The following is an 18,359-nucleotide window of genomic DNA, read 5'->3' on the forward strand; positions in this document are numbered from 1 at the left end:
GGCGGGGGAAGAGCCCGCGCAGCGGCAAACACGACAACCGAAGGACACGCGACATGCACCGCGCACTGATCGTCGTCGACGTACAGAACGACTTCTGCGAAGGCGGCAGCCTCGCGGTCACCGGCGGGGCCGATGTCGCCGCCGCCATCACCGAGCTGATCGGCCAGGCCACGGCCGGCTACCGGCACGTGGTCGCGACCCGCGACCACCACGTCGACCCCGGGTCGCACTTCGCGCACCCCCCGGCCGAGCCGGACTACGAGACCTCCTGGCCGGTCCACTGCGTCGCCGGGACCGAGGGCGTCGGGTTCCACCCGAACTTCGCCCCCGCCGTCGCCTCCGGCGCCGTGGCCGCCGTCTTCGACAAGGGCGCGTACGAGGCCGCGTACAGCGGTTTCGAGGGCGCCGACGAGAACGGCACCCCGCTCGCGCAGTGGCTGCGCGAGCGGCAGGTCACCGAGGTCGACGTCGTCGGGATCGCCACCGACCACTGCGTACGGGCCACGGCCCTGGACGCCGCCCGCGCCGGCTTCGCCACCCGCGTGCTGCTGGACCTGACGGCCGCCGTCGCCCCCCACACCGCCGCCCGGGCGGTCGAGGAGCTCCGCTCGGCCGGCGTCAAGCTGACGGGCGAGAGCCTCCGCTAAGGCCCCGTAAGACACCTCCTAGTGCCCCAGCAGGGCCCGGATCGGGTGCCAGAGCTCCTGCGCCCGGTCCGGGGCGCCGCGCCACAGCAGGCCGTCCGGGTGGTGCAGGACGGCCGTGACCTCGTCCGGGGTCGGCGGCTGTGCGTTGCCGCGCAGGTACACCGCCCGCATGCCGAGGTTCCGCAGCCTGGTCAGGGCGCGGGCCCGGTTCGCGGCGTGCACCAGGACGCGGACGTTCCCGCCCTCGCCGCAGGGCCGCGGCAGCGTGAGTGCGACCACCACGCTGCCGCCTGGCAATCTGACGAAACCTCCACCGGGCATGATCTTCAGCTCCCCCGTCAATAAGAAAAACTCGCACCCGCATCTAAACGCGATCGGCCGCCGCCCGCTAGGGGGCGACGGCCGATCATGTTTTGACCTGCGGGTTTACCGAATTACTTGGCGGCGGGGCCGACCTCGACCGTCATCTGGAGACCGTCGTACGGCTCCTTCACGATCTTGATCTTGGTGTTGGTGTCAGTGACCTTCACCGAACCGGTCGGGTTCTCGTCGTAGTAGTACTTGCCCTTGTGGTCGTCGAAGACCAGGTTCGCGGGCTTCGGCTTCAGGAACAGCGCCTCACCGTTCTTGTGCAGGGTGAAGGCGTCCGTCGAGTACGCGCTGAAGGTCGCGTCGTACGGCTGGATCTTGTTCCGCAGCAGGGTGCCGTCCGACCACTTCATCGGCTTGGCGTTGGCGTCGATCGGGAGGATCAGACCCGAGCCCGGGTGCTGGCTGGTGTTGTTGTCCTTCTGGGACTTGTCCCACAGCCAGATCAGCAGGCCGTCCTGGTACGGGTAGTGCTCGACCCAGCCCGGCTTCGTGTTGGTGAAGCCGAAGTTGTACGGGCCCACCTTGAGGGTGGAGTCGTACGAGACGTAGCGGCGGTTCTCCGCGATGTAGTACTGCGGGTAGTCCTTGGTGAAGCCGGCGCCGATGCGCGAGAAGCCCTTGCCGGTCCAGCCGTTGTCGCCGTTCTCGGCGCCGTCGGTGAACAGGGTCTGGCCGTCCGCGGTGATCTTGAAGGCGTCACCGGTGAAGCCCTTGCCGCCCGCGCCGCCGTCCGTCTGGTAGCGGAAGCGCAGGTCGATCTTCTTGCCGGCGTAGGCGTCGAGCGGGTAGTTCAGGTCCTGCCAGCCGGCGGAGGCGTCGGTCAGACCGGCGTTGCCCGCGGCGTCGGCCGGGATGGCCTTGCCGTTGGCCGTGCCGTTCAGGACGGTCCAGGTGGCGCCGCCGTCGGTGGACACCTCGGCGTAGAGGTAGTCGTAGTCCTTCTCGATGTCCCACCAGCCCTTGAGGGACACGGCGGCGGAGGACTTGCCGGTCAGGTCGACCGGGCGGGCGAGGGTGTTCTTGAGGTCGTCACCCATGTTGCTCCACCACTGCGAGGAGCCCTCGGCGGGAGCGACGATGTCGGTCTTGACCTGCTTGTTCGGCAGCTCGACGACCAGCGCCTGCTTGTCCTTGGTGTTGTACGCCGACACACCCAGCTTGTGGGTGGACTTCGTCGCGGCCTTGGCCGTGTCGTAGTCCAGCCAGCCCAGCTGGAGCTTGTCCCAGGCAGTCATGTCGCCCGGGAGGTTGCCTATGGAGTCCTTGCCGTCACCGAGCCAGGAGCCGGCCGACATCAGGGACCAGAAGCCCACCGAGTTGTCGCTGGCACCGGTGGTGTCGTAGAGGTCCGGCAGACCGAGGTCGTGGCCGTACTCGTGCGCGAAGACGCCGAGGCCGCCGTTCTCCGGCTGCATCGTGTAGTCGCCGACCCAGATGCCGGTGTCGCCGATCTGGGTGCCGCCGGCCTTGTTGTTCGCCGGGCCGGTCTTGCCCGCGTCGGTGCCGTAGGCGTACCAGCGGTGCGCCCACAGCGCGTTGGTGCCCTGGACACCGCCACCGGCCGACTCGTCCTCGCCCGCGTGGACGATCTGGAAGTGGTCGATGTAGCCGTCGGGCTCGTTGAAGTTGCCGTCGCCGTCGAAGTCGTTGCGGTCCCACTGGTCGTACTGGGCCAGCGTGGCCTTGATCTCGGCGTCGGTCTTGCCGGCCTTCTTCTGGGCGTCGACCCACGCGTTGACACCGTCGCGGACGGTGTCCCACACGTTGGCGCAGTTGGTCTGACCGCAGTAGTTCGAGCCGTAACGGGCCTCGTTGTACGGGATCTTGACCCAGTCGGCGACCTGGCCCTCGACCGAGTAACGGCCCGAGGAGGTCTTCTCGTAGTAGGTCTTCAGCGAGTTCTTGCCCTGGCCGGTACCGAAGTACAGGTCCTGGAAGTAGTCGCGGCTGAAGTCCTTGCGCCAGGCGGTGCTGTTGTTCGTGGCGCGGTCCGGCTCGGCGATCTGGTTCCGCGCCGGGCCGGCGTTGCCGCCGTACTTCGGCACCGCGGGCTTCGGGCCGTCCGGACCGTCCGGGTCGAACATGGTCGTGTTGTCGACCTGGTCGCCGAACTCGACGAGGATCGTGAAGATCTTGTCGGTCTTCTCGCGGCCGAGCTCGACGTACTTCTTGTCGTCGAGCTTGACGACCTTGGAAGCGCCCCGCTGCTCCACGGTCTTCTTGCCGGACAGGACCTGGTCCAGGGCGGCTTCGCGCGCCTGCGCCTGCTGGTCGCTGAACGGGCCCTTCAGGTTGTGCTGGACCGCCTCCTTCGCCGAGGCGGTCGGGTCCTGCCGGTCCGAGGCGGGCGCGGTCGACGGCGCCTCGGAAGCCTGGGCGGTGACGAGGAAGGCGCCGGAAGCCGCGGTTGCGGCCAGGGTCACACCGACGGCTGCGGCGCGCAGCGCTCGTCTGCTAGCGGAATTGCTGGTCACTTGATGTCGTTCCCCTCCCGCGGCCGCGACACAGGTCGGAACATCTCCGTTGGAGTGGGGGGTTCCGCGCGGCGCGCGTCTCAAGTGACGACATTTGACCGGAGAGTCGAGGGAAAAGACAGACCTTGACTTGTTCCTTACAACTGCACTATGCGGTCAGGGAGTTCCGGTATACGGACGTTCCTCTGCCAGATGGGACGAAGGCCGCGTCCCGACCCCCGCCGTGTGACGGGCGAGTGATCCCGTACGCCCCCCGTGCGCCGGGCACCGTGGGTTAGGTCACGCTTACTGGCGGTTCCGCTCGGGAATCCCCCGACGTAGAGTCGCCAGACGCGCGACCTAGTTGAGCAGACTCCCCCTCCCCGCCTTGAGGACGGATACCGCCATGCCGCGTCCGACTGCAGCCCAGTTGTTCTACGGGTCCGCCACCGTCGTCGTGTCGACCATCGCCATGCTTCTGCTCTCGCAGACGAGCACGGGGCGCGGGATCGCCGTCATCGCCACCGCCGCACTGGCCCTCGGACTGCTCGTCGCGCTCACCGCGGCCAGCCCCCGCCGGCGCGGCCGGCACGCGGCTCCGGCCGGGACGGCCCGGGCCGCCGCCCGCACCCCCCGCGTTTCCCCCGGTGTTACCGAAATCACGCCCGGAATCACGCCCGGAATCACCCCCGCCGCCCCCGGGAGCGCGCCCGAGCCGGTCCCCGCGGACGCGACGGCGGCCGCCCGGGTGCATGAGCCCCGGACGGCCGCCGTCGAACAGCCGGTGCACCACTGAGTCGTACGCGGTCCTGCCGTACGCCGGTGCGCTCCGCCGCTATGCGCTGACCACCACGGTCTTGCCCGCCTTGTCGTGGAGGCCCTGCTTGTACGGCTTGTCCACGAGGATCGACACGATCAGCACGATCTCCCACAGGCAGGGGCAGCAGATGAGCGCCGGCAGCCAGAGCACGGCGGCGCGGCCGAGCGACGCGCCCGACTGCGGGACGCTGCCGTCGTTGAGCATCGCGACGCGCAGCCCGAGCGCCCTCTTGCCGATGGTCCTGCCGTCCTTCTTGGTGAACCACCAGTCGTAGCCGACGAACAGGACGATCGAGATCAGCGTCATCACCAGGCCGCTGCCGCTGTACGACTTGGTGAAGACCTCGCTGACGTCCTCCCCCTTGTTCGTCTCGACGTTGTACCGGTTCGTGCCGAACGCCAGCTGGATGAGGAACAGCGGCACGAGCACGATGACGACGTCGATGATGCGGGCCCCGAGCCGCTTGCCGAAGTCGGCCAGCGGGGGCATGCCGGCGAGCGGGTCGGGCATGCCGTAGCCACCGCTCCCGCCGTACGGGCCGCCGGGCGGTGGGGGTGGCGGGCCGCCCGGGGGCCGGTCGTACGGCGAACCGCCCGACGGAGGCGTCGGTTCCTGGGGCTTCTTGAGGAACGGGTCGTCCTCGGGCGGCTGGCCCGGCGGCGGCTGATCGGTACTCATGGCCCGAGTCGAACCCGGCTCCGCGAACCCCGCAACGGGACGGCGTCCGTTCGGGGGAAGGGGTCTCCCTCCGGCCCGCGGGCGGGCGTCAGCGGGCCACGTACGTCTTGGCCGCCCGGTCGTGCCAGCCCCGGCGGCAGGGCCGGTCCCCGAGGCACCAGAGGCTGCCGGGGAGCCCGAGGATCGCGTACACCAGCCAGCGGCGCAGGGCGGCGCCGAACGTGGGCGGGCGCAGGGTGGCGGCGGACAGCACCCGGATCCCGAGGAGCTTCTTGCCGGGCGTGCGGCCCCAGCGGGCGGTGGGGAGCACCTCGTAGAACACCCCGAAGAGCAGTACGGCACCCAGGACGAGGCCGAGGTATCCGGCGACGGTGGTGTCGAACAGCCATACGGTGGTGGTCCGGCCGCTGCCCTTGGCGGCGTCGACCTTGGCCTCCAGGTGGGCGGTGGCCGCGGGGACGAGGGGCCGGGCGGTGCCCGCCGCGACCGCGGCGAGTACGAGGGTGTCCAGCGCGCGGGCCACGGCCCGGCGTACGAGCCCGGCGGGCCGGGTGACCCGCTCCGCCATCCGCTCGAACACGGCCCGCTCGGTGACCCGGGGCACGCCGCGGCCGGCCGCCGGCGCCGAACCGGCTTCGAGGCCGTGATCCGCTTCGGCGGGGGCGGCGGCCCGGCGGGGGGCAGGCGCGGAGGCCTGGCCGGTCGGGGCGGGGCGGCGGGCCGCCGGGGCCTGCGCGGCGGACGACGCCTCCGGCGCGAAGGGGTCCGCCTGCGCCTCGGACTGGGGCCGGGCGGACCGGTCGCGCCACGCCGGCACCGCGGGCTCGGGGTCCGCCGCCGGGTCACGGCGTACCGGGGTCGGCGACCACGGGGCGCGGTCCGCCGGGGCCTCCGGCTCGGGCCGGGCGGCCGGGGCCCAGCCCGCCGGGGCGGCCGGTTCGCGGCGGGGCGGGGCGGCTGGTTCGCGGCGGGGCGGGGCCTGCGACCACGGGGCGGGGTCCGCCGGGGCCTCCGGCTCGGGGCGGGACATCGGGTCCCAACCTGCCGGGATCTCCGGCTCGGGGCGGGGTGACGGGTCGCGGCGGAGGGGGGTCTGCGGCCACGACGAGGTGAGGCCGGACGGGCCGGCGCTGCCGCCGGGGGCGTCGGGCCACTCGGGCTCGACGGGAAAGGGAGCCGGGGCCGGGGCGGCCGGGGAGCGGGCCGACAGGATGCCCACGTTCTCGGCGGAGCCCCGTACGGCGGCCTGCGCGGGGAACCGCTCCGCGGTACGGGCGAAGGACACCCCCGGCCCGCGCTCCGCCCGTTCGGCCGCCTCCAGCGGCTCCGGGCGCGGCCCGCGGCCCGTCGAGACCCCCGCCGGAGCCGAACGGGCGGGCGCGTGCCCCCCGTCGGGCTCCGGCTGCGCCGGGCCGCCCCAGGACACCCGGTGGTCGCGCGGCCCGCCGAAGCCGGACTGGTGCAGGGGGTCGGCCTGCCACGAAGCCGCGGGCCCCGCGGGGGCGGCCGGCTCCGGCTCCGGCAGCGCCTCGGTCACGCCGGTCTCGTCCAGGAACACCGGCCCCGTCTCGTCGGACCGGGCAGGGGCGGCGGCGGGGGCAGGGGCGGCAGGGGCAGGGCGGCTCGTACCCGGAACCCAGTTGAGGCCGTTCCAGTACCGGACGAACCCGGGGATGGACGGATCGGGGTAGTAGCCCTCGCGGGCCGCGTGCTCGCCGTCACCAGGGGAGGCCGTCAATGTCCCCAACTCCGATCGTGGCTTGAGGCTTGTGCAAGGGGAGGACCATAGCCAAGAACCGTGCCCCGACAGGTCCGGTAACGGGAGAATCCAAGCCTTTGAGCGAACGCCGCGCCCTACGGCTATTTTCGGTCACCCGACAGGATCCGGCCAATCCCCGATCCGGTGCACGAAGTCGCGTCATACCCGGGCACATCGGCGCTCTCTCCGGGTGTGGGGCGCGAACCCGGCCCCGCACCACGAACCGGAGAACCGAAGAACCGAAGTGAGGCCGCCATGCACCACCCCGTCGTCGAGCGCGAGCTGGAACTCAAGCTGGTCCTGTCCCCCGAGCGCAGCGTCGCCGTCCCGGCCCGGCTGGTCTACCTGACGGACGACCCGTACGCGGTGCACATCACCTTCCACACCGGCTCCAGCACGCCGGTCAACTGGACCTTCGCCCGCGAACTGCTGGTCGAGGGGGTGTTCCGCCCGTGCGGCCACGGAGACGTCCGGATCTGGCCCACCAAGGTCGACAACAGGGCCGTCCTCTGCATGGTGCTCACCTCCCCCGACGGCGACGCCCTGCTGGAGGCCCCGGCCTCCGCCGTGTCGGCGTGGCTGGAGCGCACGCTGCGCGTGGTCCCGCCCGGCACCGAGGCCGACCGGCTGGGGCTGGACGCCGCGCTGGCGGAGCTGCTCGCGCCGACCCCGGCCGACGACCTGTGGATGCGGGACCCGTGGCCGTCGGACGAGTCGGCGGACGGGGACCTGTGATCATGCGGATCCGCCACCTCCGTCTCGTCCACCCCGCGCCCTCCATACCCGGCGTACGGTCAGAAGAGCTTGCCGGGGTTGAGCAGGCCGAGCGGGTCGAAGGCCTGCTTGACCGCGCGCTGCATCTCCAGCCCCACCGGTCCCAGTTCGCGCGCGAGCCACTCCTTCTTGAGGACCCCGACCCCGTGCTCGCCGGTGATGGTCCCGCCCAGGGCCAGCCCCAGCGCCATGATCTCGTCGAAGGACTCGCGGGCCCGCCGCGTCTCGTCCTCGTCGGCCGGGTCGAAACAGACCACCGGGTGCGTGTTGCCGTCGCCGGCGTGCGCGCAGACCCCGATGAGCAGGTCGTACGCGCGGGCGATGGCGGCCGTCCCGTCCAGCATCTCGGCGAGCCGCGAGCGCGGTACGCAGACGTCGTCGATCATCGTCGCGGGGCGCAGGGCGTCCAGGGCGGTCAGCGACATCCGGCGGGCCTGGAGCAGCAGTTCGGACTCGGCCTCGTCCTCGGCGGGGACCACGGCGGTGGCCCCGGCGGCCCGGCACAGCTCCCCCACGGCGGCGAGGCCGTCGGGCGCGTTCGGGGTGTCGAAGGCGGCCAGCAGCAGGGCCTCGGTGGTCTCGGGCAGGCCCATCTTGCCGAGCGCGTTGACGGCGCGGACGGTCGTACGGTCCATCAGCTCCAGCAGCGAGGGCGTGAGTCCGGCCTCCATGACGGCGCAGACGGCCGCGCAGGCGGCCGCGGCCGAGGGGAACTCGGCGGCCAGCGCGAGCTGCCGGGGCGGCGCGGGGCGCAGGGCGAGTACGGCCTGGACGACGACGCCGAGGCTGCCCTCGGAGCCGACGAAGAGCCGGGTGAGGTCGTATCCGGCGACGCCCTTGGCGGTGCGCCGCCCCGTACGCAGCAGCCGTCCGTCGGCGAGGACCACGTCGAGGCCGAGCACGTACTCGGCGGTGACCCCGTACTTGACGCAGCACAGGCCGCCGGACGCGGTGCCGATGTTGCCGCCGATCGTGCACTGCTCCCAGCTGGAGGGGTCGGGCGGGTAGAACAGGCCCCGGTCGGCGACGGCCCGTGAGAGCACCGCGTTCACGACTCCGGGTTCGACGACGGCGATGCGGTCGACGGTGTTGATCTCCAGGATCCGGTCCATCTTGACGAGGGAGAGCAGGATGCAGCCGTCGGAGGCGTTGGCGGCGCCCGACAGGCCGGTGCGGGCGCCCTGCGGGACGACGGGGACCCGCAGGGCGGTGGCGGTGCGCAGCACGTGCTGCACCTGTTCGACGGTGCGGGGCAGGACCACGGCCGCCGGGGTGCCGGCGGCGCAGAAGGTGGCCATGTCGGTGGCGTAGGAGGCCGTCACCTCGGGGTCGGTGAGGAGGGCCTCGGCCGGGAGCCCCTCCAGGAGGCTCGCGCGCAGACGCGGGGAGAGATCGTCTTCCCCTGCGCCGTCCATGACATCCATGACATCCATGACATCCATGAGCCCAGCGTGGCACCGGGGGCCATCGGTGTGAACACGGCCGCGACGGGCTTCGGACACCTCGGCGAACTCTTCATATTGACGCACAGTGACCCCATGGACCGTGCCACCCGTACCGCGCGTATCGCCCGTATCGCCCGTACTGCTCGTGCTGCTCGCGCCGCCCGCATCGAGGAGGAAGCACAGCAGCCCGCGCCACCCGTGACCTTCACCGGCCGCAAGACGCTCGTGGCGGCCGGGGTCGCGGTGGTGCTGATCGCCGGGGCCCTGGTGATCCGGCCGGCCCGCCAGGGCGACGACGCCCGCCCGCCGGGGCCCACGGAGCGGGCCGCGTCGGCGGTCGGCATGGGTGCGCCGGCGGCGGCGGTGGACCTGACGGCGCTGGTCGCGGACCGGGAGAAGTGGGTCGCGGGACACGAGAAGGACGAGGCGTCCTGGGCGGTGCTCGGCGCGGCGTACCTGGAGCAGGCCCGCCGGACGGCGGAGCCGGCCTGGTATCCGAAGGCCGAGAAGGCGCTGAAGCGGTCGCTGGAGCTCCGCCCTGCCGAGAAGGGCAACTTCGACGCGATGACGGCCATGGGCACGCTGGCCAATGCCCGGGGGGACTTCGGGACCGGCAGGAAGTGGGGCGAGCTCGTACGGGCGCAGGCGCCGAGCCGGTGGACGGCGTACCCGGTCCTGGTGGACGCGTACACGGGCCTGGGCGACTACAAGGCCGCCGAGCGGTCGATGGAACGGCTGCTGGACCTGAGGCCGGGGCTCGCCGCGTTCATCCGGGCCTCACAGGTCTACCGGGACCGCGGCTGGCGCGAGGACGCGACGATGGCGATGGAGCACGCGGGGGGCGCGGCGAAGGCGCCGGCGGAAAAGGCGTACGTCCTGTTCCGGCTCGGGGAGCTGTCGTGGGAGCGGGGCGACGTGGCGGAGGCGCTGCGCCAGTACGAGGGCGCGCTGCGCGCGGACCCGGCGCAGGCGCAGGCGCTGGGCGGCCGGGCCAGGGCGCTGGCCGGGCTGGGCCGGGGCGGGGAGGCGGTCCGGGACTACCGGATGGCGCTGGGCCGGGCGCAGGTGCCGAGGCTGGCGCTGGAGCTGGGCGAGCTGCTGGACGCGCTGGGGCGCGGGGACGAGGCGAAGGCGCCGTACGGCATGCTGCGTACGGCCGCTGCGCGGGGCGCGGCGGACGGGGTGAACGAGGCGGTGGTCCTGGGCCTGTTCGAGGCGGACCACGGGGATCCGGCGGCGGCCGTGCGGCGGCTGACGCAGGAGTGGTCGCGGCACAAGGGCATGGAGGTGGCGGACGCGCTGGCGTGGGCGCTGCACAAGACGGGTGACGACACGGCGGCGCTGGAGTACGCGAAGAAGTCGACGGACCGGGGGATGCGGAGTGCGGAGTTCGCGTTCCACCGGGCGATGATCGAGCGGGGCCTGGGCGATGAGGCCGGGGCCCGGAGGCACTTGCAGGAGGCGCTGCGGACGAACCCGCGGTTCTCGCCGGTCCGGGTCCAGCAGGCGAAGGCGGCCCTCGCCACGATCGGCCAGCCGCCGGCGGGCGGTCCGGAGAACATGCAGCCGACCAAGCCGTGGGTGGCCCCGGACCTCCCGAAGGCGGCCAAGCCGAAGCCGGCGAAATCCGGCCCCGCCGGCGTATGAGGCCTCGGGGTCCGGGGGCAGAGCCCCCGGCAGCCGGGCCGCACCCGTATTCGCCACCGCGGCCCGCACGGGTCGGGCCCCCGACGCCGACTGCGGCGCCAAGGGCCCGGAACCCGCAACCTACAGGTTGCCCCGCTTGGCCTGCTCCCGCTCGATCGCCTCGAACAGCGCCTTGAAGTTGCCCTTGCCGAAGCCCATCGACCCGTGCCGCTCGATGATCTCGAAGAACACCGTCGGACGGTCCTGCACCGGCTTGGTGAAGATCTGCAGCAGGTAGCCGTCCTCGTCGCGGTCGACGAGGATCTTCAGCTCGCGCAGGGTCTCGACCGGCACGCGGGTCTCGCCCGCCCACTCGCCGAGCGTGTCGTAGTACGAGTCCGGGGTGTCCAGGAAGGCCACGCCCGCCGCCCGCATCGACCGTACGGTCGCCACGATGTCGTTCGAGGCGAGCGCGATGTGCTGGACGCCGGCGCCGCCGTAGAACTCCAGGTACTCGTCGATCTGCGACTTCTTCTTCGCGATCGCCGGCTCGTTGATCGGGAACTTCACCTTCAGGGTGCCGTCCGCGACCACCTTCGACATGAGCGCCGAGTACTCGGTAGCGATGTCGTCGCCCACGAACTCCTTCATGTTCGTGAAGCCCATGACCTTGTTGTAGAACCCGACCCACTCGTTCATCCGGCCGAGCTCGACGTTGCCCACGCAGTGGTCGATGGCCTGGAAGGTGCGCTTGGCCGGGCCCTCGACCAGCGGGTCGACGGCGACGTAGCCAGGCAGGTAGGGGCCGGTGTAGTCCTTGCGCTCGACCAGCGTGTGGCGGGTCTGGCCGTACGTGGCGATGGCGGCGAGCACGACCGTGCCGTGCTCGTCCTTCACCTCGTACGGCTCGTCCAGGCCGCGCGCGCCGTGCTCGACGGCGAACGCGTACGCGGCCCGCGCGTCCGGGACCTCGATCGCGAGGTCGACCACGCCGTCGCCGTGGTCGGCGACGTGCTCGGCGAGGAAGCGGCCGTGGTCCGTCGTCGCCTTGATGACCGAGGTCAGGACGAAGCGCGCGGCGCCGTTGGTCAGGACGTAGCTGGCCGTCTCGCGGACGCCGTTCTCCGGTCCGGAGTAGGCGACGAGCTTCATGCCGAACGCGGTGGAGTAGTAGTGCGCGGCCTGCTTGGCGTTGCCCACGGCGAAGACCACCGCGTCCATGCCCTTCACGGGGAAGGGGTCTGCCTCACGCGCGGTGTGCGGGACGGTTTCGAGGTTCGCCAGAGACTCAGTCATGAGCGCAGAGTCCCGCCGATCCACAAGCTGCGCAATAGTTTCCTGTTTGGCTGTACAGGCTGCCCAGTCGAGGCGGAGGATTGCTGAGAGATCTGTGCAGTATGACCACCCCCGCGCCCGGGAGGCACCCATGGGGATCGACGAACTCGACGGCCGGCTGATCGTCCTGCTCGCACGCGAGCCACGGATCGGGGTCCTGGAGGCCTCGCGCCGGCTCGGCGTGGCCCGCGGCACCGTGCAGGCCCGGCTCGACCGGCTCCAGTCGAACGGGGTCATCCGCGGCTTCGGCCCCCAGGTGGACCCGGCGGCCCTCGGGTACCCGGTGACCGCATTCGCGACGCTGGAGATCAAGCAGGGCCAAGGGGCCGACGTGCGGGCACACTTGAACGGCGTGCCGGAGGTACTGGAGCTGCACACCACCACCGGGCACGGGGACATGCTGTGCCGGCTCGTGGCCCGGTCCAACGCCGATCTGCAGCGGGTCATCGACCGGGTGGTCGGGTTCGAGGGGATCGTGCGCGCCTCGACGGCGATCGTCATGGAGAACCCGGTGCCACTGCGGGTGATCCCCCTGGTGGAGCAGGCGGCGCGGGAGGGCTGAGGCCTTCGATTGGTTCTTCGAGTGGTTCTTCGAGTGGTTCCGACGCGTGATTCCAAAGAACACGTTGCAAATAAACCCTTGCATAGAAGTCTTTGCAACTCTACGGTCGGCCCATGCCCGAAGAGCGCAACCCCGAAGAGCCCAACCCCGAAGAGCCCAAGGTCCGCACCCTCGACGCCCGCTCCCTGCGCGGCCTCGCCCACCCGCTGCGCATCCGCATGCTGGCCATGCTGCGCCATGAGGGTCCGGCCACGGCGTCCCAGCTGGCCGGGCGGCTCGGCGAGTCCAGCGGCTCCACCAGCTACCACCTGCGCCAGCTCGCCGCGCACGGCTTCGTCGAGGACGCGCCGGAGCAGGGGAAGGGCCGCGAGCGCTGGTGGCGGGCCGCCCACGACGGCACCCGGTTCGACGAGCGGCTGCTGTACGCCGAGGACCCGGCCACGCGCGGCGCGGCGGACCTCTTCCTGCACGAGATCGCGACGATCCACACGCAGGAGATGAGCACCTGGCTCGGCACGGCCCACGCCTGGTCCCAGGAGTGGCGGCGCGGCTCGGACATCAGCGATTTCACGCTGCGCCTGACCGCCGCGCAGAGCCTCGAACTCATCCACAAGCTCCACGAGTTGATCGACGGCTACCGCGACCTGCCGCCGGCGGAGGGCACGGAGACGGTCCGCATCCACACGCACGCCTTCCCGCGCGCCGACAGCACCGACGCCGCATGAGCCGGCGGCCGTTCGCGGCGGTCCTGGCCGCCAACACCATCTCCATAGCCGGGAGTTCCGTCACCCTGATCGGCGTCCCGTGGTTCGTGCTCCAGACCACGGGCAGCGCCGGCCGGGCCGGGGTCGTCGCCTTCTGCGCCACCCTGCCCGTCGTCATCGCCGCCCTCGTCGGTGGCCCCGTCATCGACCGGCTGGGCCGCCGCCGGGTCTCGGCCGCCTCCGACCTCGTCTGCGCCGCATCGGTCGGCTCGATCCCGCTGCTGCACTACGCGGGCGTGCTGGAGTTCTGGATGCTGTGCGCGCTGATGGCCGTCGGGGGCCTCGTCCACACGCCGGGCCTGACCGCCCGCAGCGTCCTGCTGCCGAACCTCGCCGAGCACGCCGGCACCCCCTTGACGCGGGCGGCGAGCCTGTACGACGCGGTCTCGCGCGGAGCCCGGATGATCGGGGCCGCGCTGGCCGGCGTACTGATCGCGGTCTTCGGGGCCGAGTCCGCCCTGCTGCTGGACGCGGCCACCTTCGCGGTCTCGGCGCTGCTGGTCGGCGCCTTCCTGCGCGGGGTCCCGGCCGCCGAGCCGCAGCCGGCCGCCGGGAAGATCTCCTTCGCCGGCTACCGGGCCGAACTGGCCGAGGGCTGGGCCTTCCTGACCCGCGCCCGGCTGCTGATGGGCATCACGCTGATGGTGATGATGACCAACGGCCTGGACCAGGGCTGGTCCGCCGTCCTGCTGCCCGTACACGGCCGCGAGGCCCTGGGCGGCGCCACGGCGGTCGGCCTGCTCGTCTCCGTCTTCGGCGGCTTCGCGCTGCTGGGCGCCCTGCTCTACGGAGGGTGGGGGGAGCGGTTCCCGCGCAGGGCGGTGTTCACGGTGGCCTTCCTGCTGTGCGGGGCTCCCCGGTACGCGGTGGCCGCCTTCACCGACACCCCGCTGCCGCTCGCGGTGACGATGGCGCTGTCCGGGCTGGGCGCGGGCATGCTCAACCCGATCCTGACCACCGTGGTCTACGAGCGGATCCCGGAGGAGCTGCGCAGCCGCGTCTCGGGCGTGACCACGGCGGGCTGCGAGCTGACCATGCCGCTGGGCGGGCTCGCGGCGGGCCTGCTGGTCGACGGGTTCGGGGCGACGCGGGCGCTGCTGCTGTTCGGCGGCACCTACCTGCTGGTCACGCTCTCGCCGCTGGTCTTCCCGGCCTGGCGGACGATGGAGCGCCTGCCGGGGGCCGAGCGGGAGCCGGTCGAGCGGGAACCGGTCGAGCGGGAACCGGTCGATTCGGCGGAGCTCAGCAGGACGGAACCTGCTCTCCCCGGGTCAGCGCACGCAGCGCCTGCACCGCGTCCGTCAGCGAACTGACGGGGACCAGCCGGAGCCCCTCGGGGAGTTCGGACTGCGCGTCGGAGCACTCCGCCTCCGGTACGAGGAACACGCTCGCCCCGTCGCGCTGCGCGGCCTGGGTCTTCAGGGCCACGCCGCCGACGGCACCGACCTTGCCGTCCGCGCTGATGGTGCCCGTACCGGCGATGGTGCGGCCGCCGGTGAGATCGCCGCCGCTGCCGTCGCCGTCGAGCTTGTCGACGATGCCGAGGGAGAAGAGGAGCCCGGCGCTCGGGCCGCCCACGTCGGCGAGGTTCAGCTGGACCTTCACGTCCTTCGGGTCCTTGTGGAGGTAGCCGAGGGCGGCCTGGGTGGCCGTGGACTGCGACGCGGCCATTTGCTCCAGGTTGTGCGCCTCGATCTCCTTGTCGCTTCCGCCGGTGGGGTAGACCGCCTCCTTGGGCATGACCGCCCGGGTGCTGTCGAACCAGTCGTCGACGAGCTCGGGCAGGGTCACGGTGGTGGAGGGACCGGTGGCCTGGATGGTGGTCATCCGGAGCTGACCGGTGGTCTGCCGGGTCGGGGTGCCCGTCACTGAGATCACGGGCTTGCCGTCGCGGTCGCCGAGCACGTCGGCCGTGAGGCCCGGCTGGGCGATCACGAAGGGCAGCGGCGCGAAGGCCGCCGCGGCGAACAGCCCGAGCACGGGCACGGCGCAGACGGCCAGGGCGGCGGGACGCGGCAGACGTGTGAGACGAGAGAGCACCCGGCCAATGTATCGGGCGCCCCCGCCGCCCCCGCGCCCCACCATGCGGGACGCGACGGGACGCGACGGGACGCGGCAGGACGCGGGGGGCGGCAGGACGCGGTGGGCCCGGTGGGGCAGCCTTCCTCCCGTACGGCTCAGCGCAGGGCGTCGGCCACCTCGCGTGCCGCGTCCACGACGCGCGGGCCGACCCGCTCCGGCACGGCGTCGGCCAGCATCACGACTCCCACGCTGCCCTCCAGCCCCGTGATGCCCACGAGCGGGGCTGCCGCGCCGCTGGCGCCCGCTTCGAGCTCTCCATGCGTCAGCGTGTACCCGGGCTCGGTGAGCGTGCCCTGACGGGCGGCCAGAATGGCCCGCCCGGCGGCCCCCCGGTCCAGCGGGTGGCGGAAGCCGGCCCGGTAGGCGACGTGGTAGTCCGTCCAGGTGGGCTCCACGACGGCCACGGCGAGGGCCTCGGTGCCGTCGACGAGGGTCAGGTGCGCGGTGGCGCCTATGTCCTCGGCGAGGGACCGCAGCGCCGGCAGGGCCGCCTCGCGTACGAGCGGATGCACCTGCCGCCCGAGCCGCAGCACGCCGAGCCCGACGCGGGCCCGGCCGCCGAGGTCGCGGCGGACCAGGGCGTGCTGCTCCAGGGTGGCCAACAGGCGGTAGACCACGGTGCGGTTCACACCGAGGCGGTTGGAGAGCTCGGTGACGGTCAGACCGTGGTCGGTGTCGGCGAGCAGTTTGAGGACTCTGAGTCCTCGGTCCAGAGTCTGGGAGGTTTCCGCGGTCACGACGCCTCTCCCTCTCTCGGTGAGCGGCGGTGACTCTCGGGGTGGATACGGCGCCGGTCCCACGGCGACGCACGAGAGGCCGCCGGTAGCGGCCATGGCACCGGCTGCGCTCCCGCGGCGGCTCTGCCACGGGGCGTTCGATGCGGGGACATTAGCGAGCGGGTCCGCTCAGCGGAAGGGCTCGTCCAGAATCCGGGCGCCAACTACCCCTTTGTGCCGGTTAACGATCGCCGCCGGGGTCGTTTCGTTACCTCGGCCGACCGGCGGGGCCTGTGCGATCGGCCGACACGGATCACGGGTTCCGCGCCCCGGGCGCGGCCGGACCCGCCCCCGGACCCGGACACGGAACGTGACGGCGCCCCCGTACGAAACTCCGCCGGACGCCCGCCCCTCAGTCCGTAGAAACGGTGGACGGAGGAACGGGAAGCGGTGGACGGACGAACAGGGTCAGGGTCAGGGTCAGGGTCAGGGTCAGGGTCAGGGTCAGGGTCAGGAACAGGAACAGGGTCACCGCATCCGGGTGGCCCACTCCTGCACCTTCTTGATCCGCTCCCGCAGCTGCCCCGCCGTCGCCTCCGCGCTCGGCGGCCCGCCGCACACGCGCCGCAGCTCGGTGTGGATCACCCCGTGCGGCTTGCCGCTCTGGTGGACGTACGCGCCCACCATCGTGTTCAGCGACTTCCGCAGCTCCAGCAGCTCCTTGTGCGAGACCACCGGCCGCCGGTCGGCCGGCAGCTCCAGCAGGTCCGCCTCCGCGTCCGGCTTGCGGCGGCTGTGCGCGATCTGCCGCGACTGCCGCTTCTGGAGCAGCATCTGCACCTGGTCCGGCTCCAGCAGTCCCGGGATGCCGAGGTAGTCCTGCTCCTCCTCGCTGCCCGGGTGCGCCTGCATGCCGAACTCGGCGCCGTCGTAGAGCACCCGGTCGAAGACGGCGTCGGACTCCAGCGCCTCGAAGGACATCTGCTCGTCCTCGCCGGTGTCCTCGTCCTCCTGCCGGTTCGCCTCGTCCATCTCCTTCTCGGACTCGGCGTACGGGTCCTCCTCGCCCTTCTTCTTGGGCTTGTCGAGGACGTGGTCGCGTTCGACCTCCATCTCGTTGGCGAAGCCCAGAAGATAAGGAATGGTCGGGAGGAACACGGAGGCGGTCTCGCCGCGCCTGCGCGAGCGCACGAAGCGGCCGACGGCCTGCGCGAAGAACAGCGGCGTCGAGATGGTCGTGGCGTACACGCCCACCGCGAGGCGCGGTACGTCGACGCCCTCGGACACCATGCGGACGGCGACCATCCAGCGGTCGTCATTGGCGCTGAAGGTGTCGATGTTCTTCGATGCGCCGGTGTCGTCGGAGAGCACCAGGGTGGCCTTGGTGCCGGTGATCTCGCGGATCAGCTTGGCGTACGCGCGCGCCGAGTCCTGGTCGGAGGCGATGACGAGCCCGCCCGCGTCCGGGATGCCCTTGCGGACCTCGGTCAGCCGCCGGTCGGCGGCGCGCAGCACGTTCGGCATCCAGTCGCCGCGCGCGTCCAGCGCCGTGCGCCAGGCCTGGGAGATGGCGTCCTTGGTCATCGCCTCGCCGAGGCGGGCGGCGATCTCGTCGCCGGCCTTGGTGCGCCAGCGCATGTTGCCGCTGTAGGACAGGAAGATCACGGGCCGCACGACACCGTCGCCGAGGGCGTTCCCGTAGCCGTAGGTGTAGTCGGCGGAAGAGCGCCGGATCCCGTCGTTCCCTTCCTCGTACGTGACGAAGGGGATGGGGTTGGTGTCGGACCGGAAGGGCGTACCGGTCAGCGCGAGCCGCCGGGTCGCCGGGTCGAAGGCCTCCAGGCAGGCCTCGCCCCAGGACTTCGAGTCACCGGCGTGGTGGATCTCGTCGAGGATGACGAGGGTCTTGCGCTGCTCGCAGCGGTTGCGGTGCAGCATCGGGCGTACGCCGACGCCCGCGTACGTCACGGCGACTCCGTGGTAGTCCTTGCTCAGCGGCCCGGCGGAGTACTCCGGGTCCAGCCGGATGCCTATCCGGGCGGCGGCCTCGGCCCACTGCTTCTTCAGGTGCTCGGTCGGCGCGACGACGGTCACCTGCTGCACGACGTGGTGGTGCAGCAGCCAGGACGCGAGCGTCAGCGCGAAGGTCGTCTTGCCCGCGCCGGGCGTCGCGACCGCGAGGAAGTCGCGGGGCTGGGTCTGGATGTACCGGTCCAGCGCACCCTGCTGCCAGGCGCGCAGCTTGCTGGCGGTACCCCAGGGGGCACGGCCGGGGAAGGCGGGTGAGAGGTGGTGGGAGGCGGTAGTAGTCACGGTCTCCGGTTCG

The 18,359-nt window shown here is 72.2% G+C and carries 17 protein-coding genes; 7 read left to right on the forward strand and 10 right to left on the reverse strand.

Annotated elements, in window-relative coordinates; genetic code table 11:
* The first annotated feature begins 53 nt into the window (after positions 1-53).
* Positions 54-647, forward strand: a complete 594-nt coding sequence (locus tag ACIQU4_RS29470; RefSeq protein WP_403736906.1) for a nicotinamidase — start codon at positions 54-56, stop codon at positions 645-647.
* Positions 648-665: 18 nt separating this feature from the next.
* Here ACIQU4_RS29470 and ACIQU4_RS29475 read toward each other — a convergent pair whose 3' ends face one another.
* Positions 666-968, reverse strand: coding sequence for a hypothetical protein (locus tag ACIQU4_RS29475; protein ID WP_030158646.1), 303 nt, complete (start codon positions 966-968; stop codon positions 666-668).
* Positions 969-1,081: 113 nt separating this feature from the next.
* Positions 1,082-3,442 (reverse strand): immune inhibitor A domain-containing protein, encoded by a 2,361-nt coding sequence (locus tag ACIQU4_RS29480; RefSeq protein ID WP_403736910.1) that lies wholly within the window; start codon positions 3,440-3,442, stop codon positions 1,082-1,084.
* Between the two features lie 436 nt (positions 3,443-3,878).
* Between ACIQU4_RS29480 and ACIQU4_RS29485 the strand changes: the two genes are divergently transcribed.
* Positions 3,879-4,268: a hypothetical protein gene (locus ACIQU4_RS29485; protein WP_403736913.1), complete on the forward strand. Its 390-nt coding sequence runs from the start codon at positions 3,879-3,881 to the stop codon at positions 4,266-4,268.
* Between the two features lie 39 nt (positions 4,269-4,307).
* Here ACIQU4_RS29485 and ACIQU4_RS29490 read toward each other — a convergent pair whose 3' ends face one another.
* Together ACIQU4_RS29490 and ACIQU4_RS29495 are read right to left on the reverse strand one after the other, a co-directional pair.
* Positions 4,308-4,970: an RDD family protein gene (locus tag ACIQU4_RS29490; RefSeq protein WP_403736915.1), complete on the reverse strand. Its 663-nt coding sequence runs from the start codon at positions 4,968-4,970 to the stop codon at positions 4,308-4,310.
* Positions 4,971-5,058: 88 nt separating this feature from the next.
* A complete protein-coding gene (locus tag ACIQU4_RS29495) occupies positions 5,059-6,708 on the reverse strand; it encodes an RDD family protein (protein ID WP_403736917.1) in 1,650 nt (549 codons plus the stop codon).
* Positions 6,709-6,984: 276 nt separating this feature from the next.
* Here ACIQU4_RS29495 and ACIQU4_RS29500 point away from each other — a divergent pair, with 276 nt between their 5' ends.
* Positions 6,985-7,464, forward strand: a complete 480-nt coding sequence (locus ACIQU4_RS29500; RefSeq protein ID WP_403736919.1) for an SsgA family sporulation/cell division regulator — start codon at positions 6,985-6,987, stop codon at positions 7,462-7,464.
* A 59-nt stretch (positions 7,465-7,523) separates the two neighbouring features.
* Here ACIQU4_RS29500 and ACIQU4_RS29505 read toward each other — a convergent pair whose 3' ends face one another.
* On the reverse strand, positions 7,524-8,927 hold the full coding sequence (locus ACIQU4_RS29505) for an FAD-binding oxidoreductase (protein WP_403737128.1): 1,404 nt from the start codon (positions 8,925-8,927) through the stop codon (positions 7,524-7,526).
* A gap of 114 nt (positions 8,928-9,041) precedes the next feature.
* Here ACIQU4_RS29505 and ACIQU4_RS29510 point away from each other — a divergent pair, with 114 nt between their 5' ends.
* A complete protein-coding gene (locus tag ACIQU4_RS29510; protein WP_403736922.1) occupies positions 9,042-10,595 on the forward strand; it encodes a hypothetical protein in 1,554 nt (517 codons plus the stop codon).
* A gap of 120 nt (positions 10,596-10,715) precedes the next feature.
* On the opposite strand, the gene hppD is transcribed toward ACIQU4_RS29510, so the two are convergent.
* On the reverse strand, positions 10,716-11,870 hold the full coding sequence (gene hppD, locus ACIQU4_RS29515; protein ID WP_403736925.1) for a 4-hydroxyphenylpyruvate dioxygenase: 1,155 nt from the start codon (positions 11,868-11,870) through the stop codon (positions 10,716-10,718).
* Positions 11,871-12,000: 130 nt separating this feature from the next.
* On the opposite strand from hppD, the gene ACIQU4_RS29520 reads away from it, so the two are divergent.
* The 3 genes from ACIQU4_RS29520 to ACIQU4_RS29530 all read left to right on the forward strand — a co-directional run bounded on the left by ACIQU4_RS29520 (position 12,001) and on the right by ACIQU4_RS29530 (position 14,548).
* Positions 12,001-12,471 (forward strand): Lrp/AsnC family transcriptional regulator, encoded by a 471-nt coding sequence (locus tag ACIQU4_RS29520; RefSeq protein ID WP_383519709.1) that lies wholly within the window; start codon positions 12,001-12,003, stop codon positions 12,469-12,471.
* Positions 12,472-12,584: 113 nt separating this feature from the next.
* Positions 12,585-13,196, forward strand: coding sequence for an ArsR/SmtB family transcription factor (locus tag ACIQU4_RS29525; protein WP_403736930.1), 612 nt, complete (start codon positions 12,585-12,587; stop codon positions 13,194-13,196).
* Positions 13,193-14,548, forward strand: a complete 1,356-nt coding sequence (locus ACIQU4_RS29530; RefSeq protein ID WP_403736933.1) for an MFS transporter — start codon at positions 13,193-13,195, stop codon at positions 14,546-14,548. Before ACIQU4_RS29525 ends, ACIQU4_RS29530 begins: the two co-directional genes overlap by 4 nt.
* Here ACIQU4_RS29530 and ACIQU4_RS29535 read toward each other — a convergent pair.
* The 4 genes from ACIQU4_RS29535 to ACIQU4_RS29550 all read right to left on the reverse strand — a co-directional run bounded on the left by ACIQU4_RS29535 (position 14,478) and on the right by ACIQU4_RS29550 (position 18,346).
* Positions 14,478-15,275 (reverse strand): S16 family serine protease, encoded by a 798-nt coding sequence (locus ACIQU4_RS29535; RefSeq protein WP_403736936.1) that lies wholly within the window; start codon positions 15,273-15,275, stop codon positions 14,478-14,480. The two genes, ACIQU4_RS29530 and ACIQU4_RS29535, sit on opposite strands and share 71 nt — an antisense overlap.
* Before the next feature lie 137 nt (positions 15,276-15,412).
* A complete protein-coding gene (locus ACIQU4_RS29540) occupies positions 15,413-16,054 on the reverse strand; it encodes an IclR family transcriptional regulator (protein WP_030158675.1) in 642 nt (213 codons plus the stop codon).
* A gap of 391 nt (positions 16,055-16,445) precedes the next feature.
* Positions 16,446-16,583 carry a hypothetical protein gene (locus ACIQU4_RS29545; protein WP_403736939.1) on the reverse strand — a complete coding sequence of 46 codons (138 nt, stop codon included), beginning with the start codon at positions 16,581-16,583 and terminating at the stop codon, positions 16,446-16,448.
* Positions 16,562-18,346 carry a DEAD/DEAH box helicase gene (locus tag ACIQU4_RS29550; protein ID WP_403736943.1) on the reverse strand — a complete coding sequence of 595 codons (1,785 nt, stop codon included), beginning with the start codon at positions 18,344-18,346 and terminating at the stop codon, positions 16,562-16,564. The genes ACIQU4_RS29545 and ACIQU4_RS29550 overlap by 22 nt, the downstream gene beginning before the upstream one ends.
* Positions 18,347-18,359 lie beyond the last annotated feature (13 nt).

It is taken from the genome of Streptomyces sp. NPDC090741 (genome assembly GCF_044769045.1).
Taxonomy (GTDB): domain Bacteria; phylum Actinomycetota; class Actinomycetes; order Streptomycetales; family Streptomycetaceae; genus Streptomyces.

What these genes read in the sequence shown, in the direction of transcription:
- ACIQU4_RS29470 (WP_403736906.1), top strand. Translation starts at nt 54, where the DNA reads ATGCACCGCGCACTGATCGTCGTCGACGTACAGAACGACTTCTGCGAA.
- ACIQU4_RS29475 (WP_030158646.1), bottom strand. Translation starts at nt 968, where the DNA reads ATGCCCGGTGGAGGTTTCGTCAGATTGCCAGGCGGCAGCGTGGTGGTC.
- ACIQU4_RS29485 (WP_403736913.1), top strand. Translation starts at nt 3,879, where the DNA reads ATGCCGCGTCCGACTGCAGCCCAGTTGTTCTACGGGTCCGCCACCGTC.
- ACIQU4_RS29490 (WP_403736915.1), bottom strand. Translation starts at nt 4,970, where the DNA reads ATGAGTACCGATCAGCCGCCGCCGGGCCAGCCGCCCGAGGACGACCCG.
- ACIQU4_RS29500 (WP_403736919.1), top strand. Translation starts at nt 6,985, where the DNA reads ATGCACCACCCCGTCGTCGAGCGCGAGCTGGAACTCAAGCTGGTCCTG.
- ACIQU4_RS29505 (WP_403737128.1), bottom strand. Translation starts at nt 8,927, where the DNA reads ATGGATGTCATGGACGGCGCAGGGGAAGACGATCTCTCCCCGCGTCTG.
- ACIQU4_RS29510 (WP_403736922.1), top strand. Translation starts at nt 9,042, where the DNA reads ATGGACCGTGCCACCCGTACCGCGCGTATCGCCCGTATCGCCCGTACT.
- hppD (WP_403736925.1), bottom strand. Translation starts at nt 11,870, where the DNA reads ATGACTGAGTCTCTGGCGAACCTCGAAACCGTCCCGCACACCGCGCGT.
- ACIQU4_RS29520 (WP_383519709.1), top strand. Translation starts at nt 12,001, where the DNA reads ATGGGGATCGACGAACTCGACGGCCGGCTGATCGTCCTGCTCGCACGC.
- ACIQU4_RS29525 (WP_403736930.1), top strand. Translation starts at nt 12,585, where the DNA reads ATGCCCGAAGAGCGCAACCCCGAAGAGCCCAACCCCGAAGAGCCCAAG.
- ACIQU4_RS29530 (WP_403736933.1), top strand. Translation starts at nt 13,193, where the DNA reads ATGAGCCGGCGGCCGTTCGCGGCGGTCCTGGCCGCCAACACCATCTCC.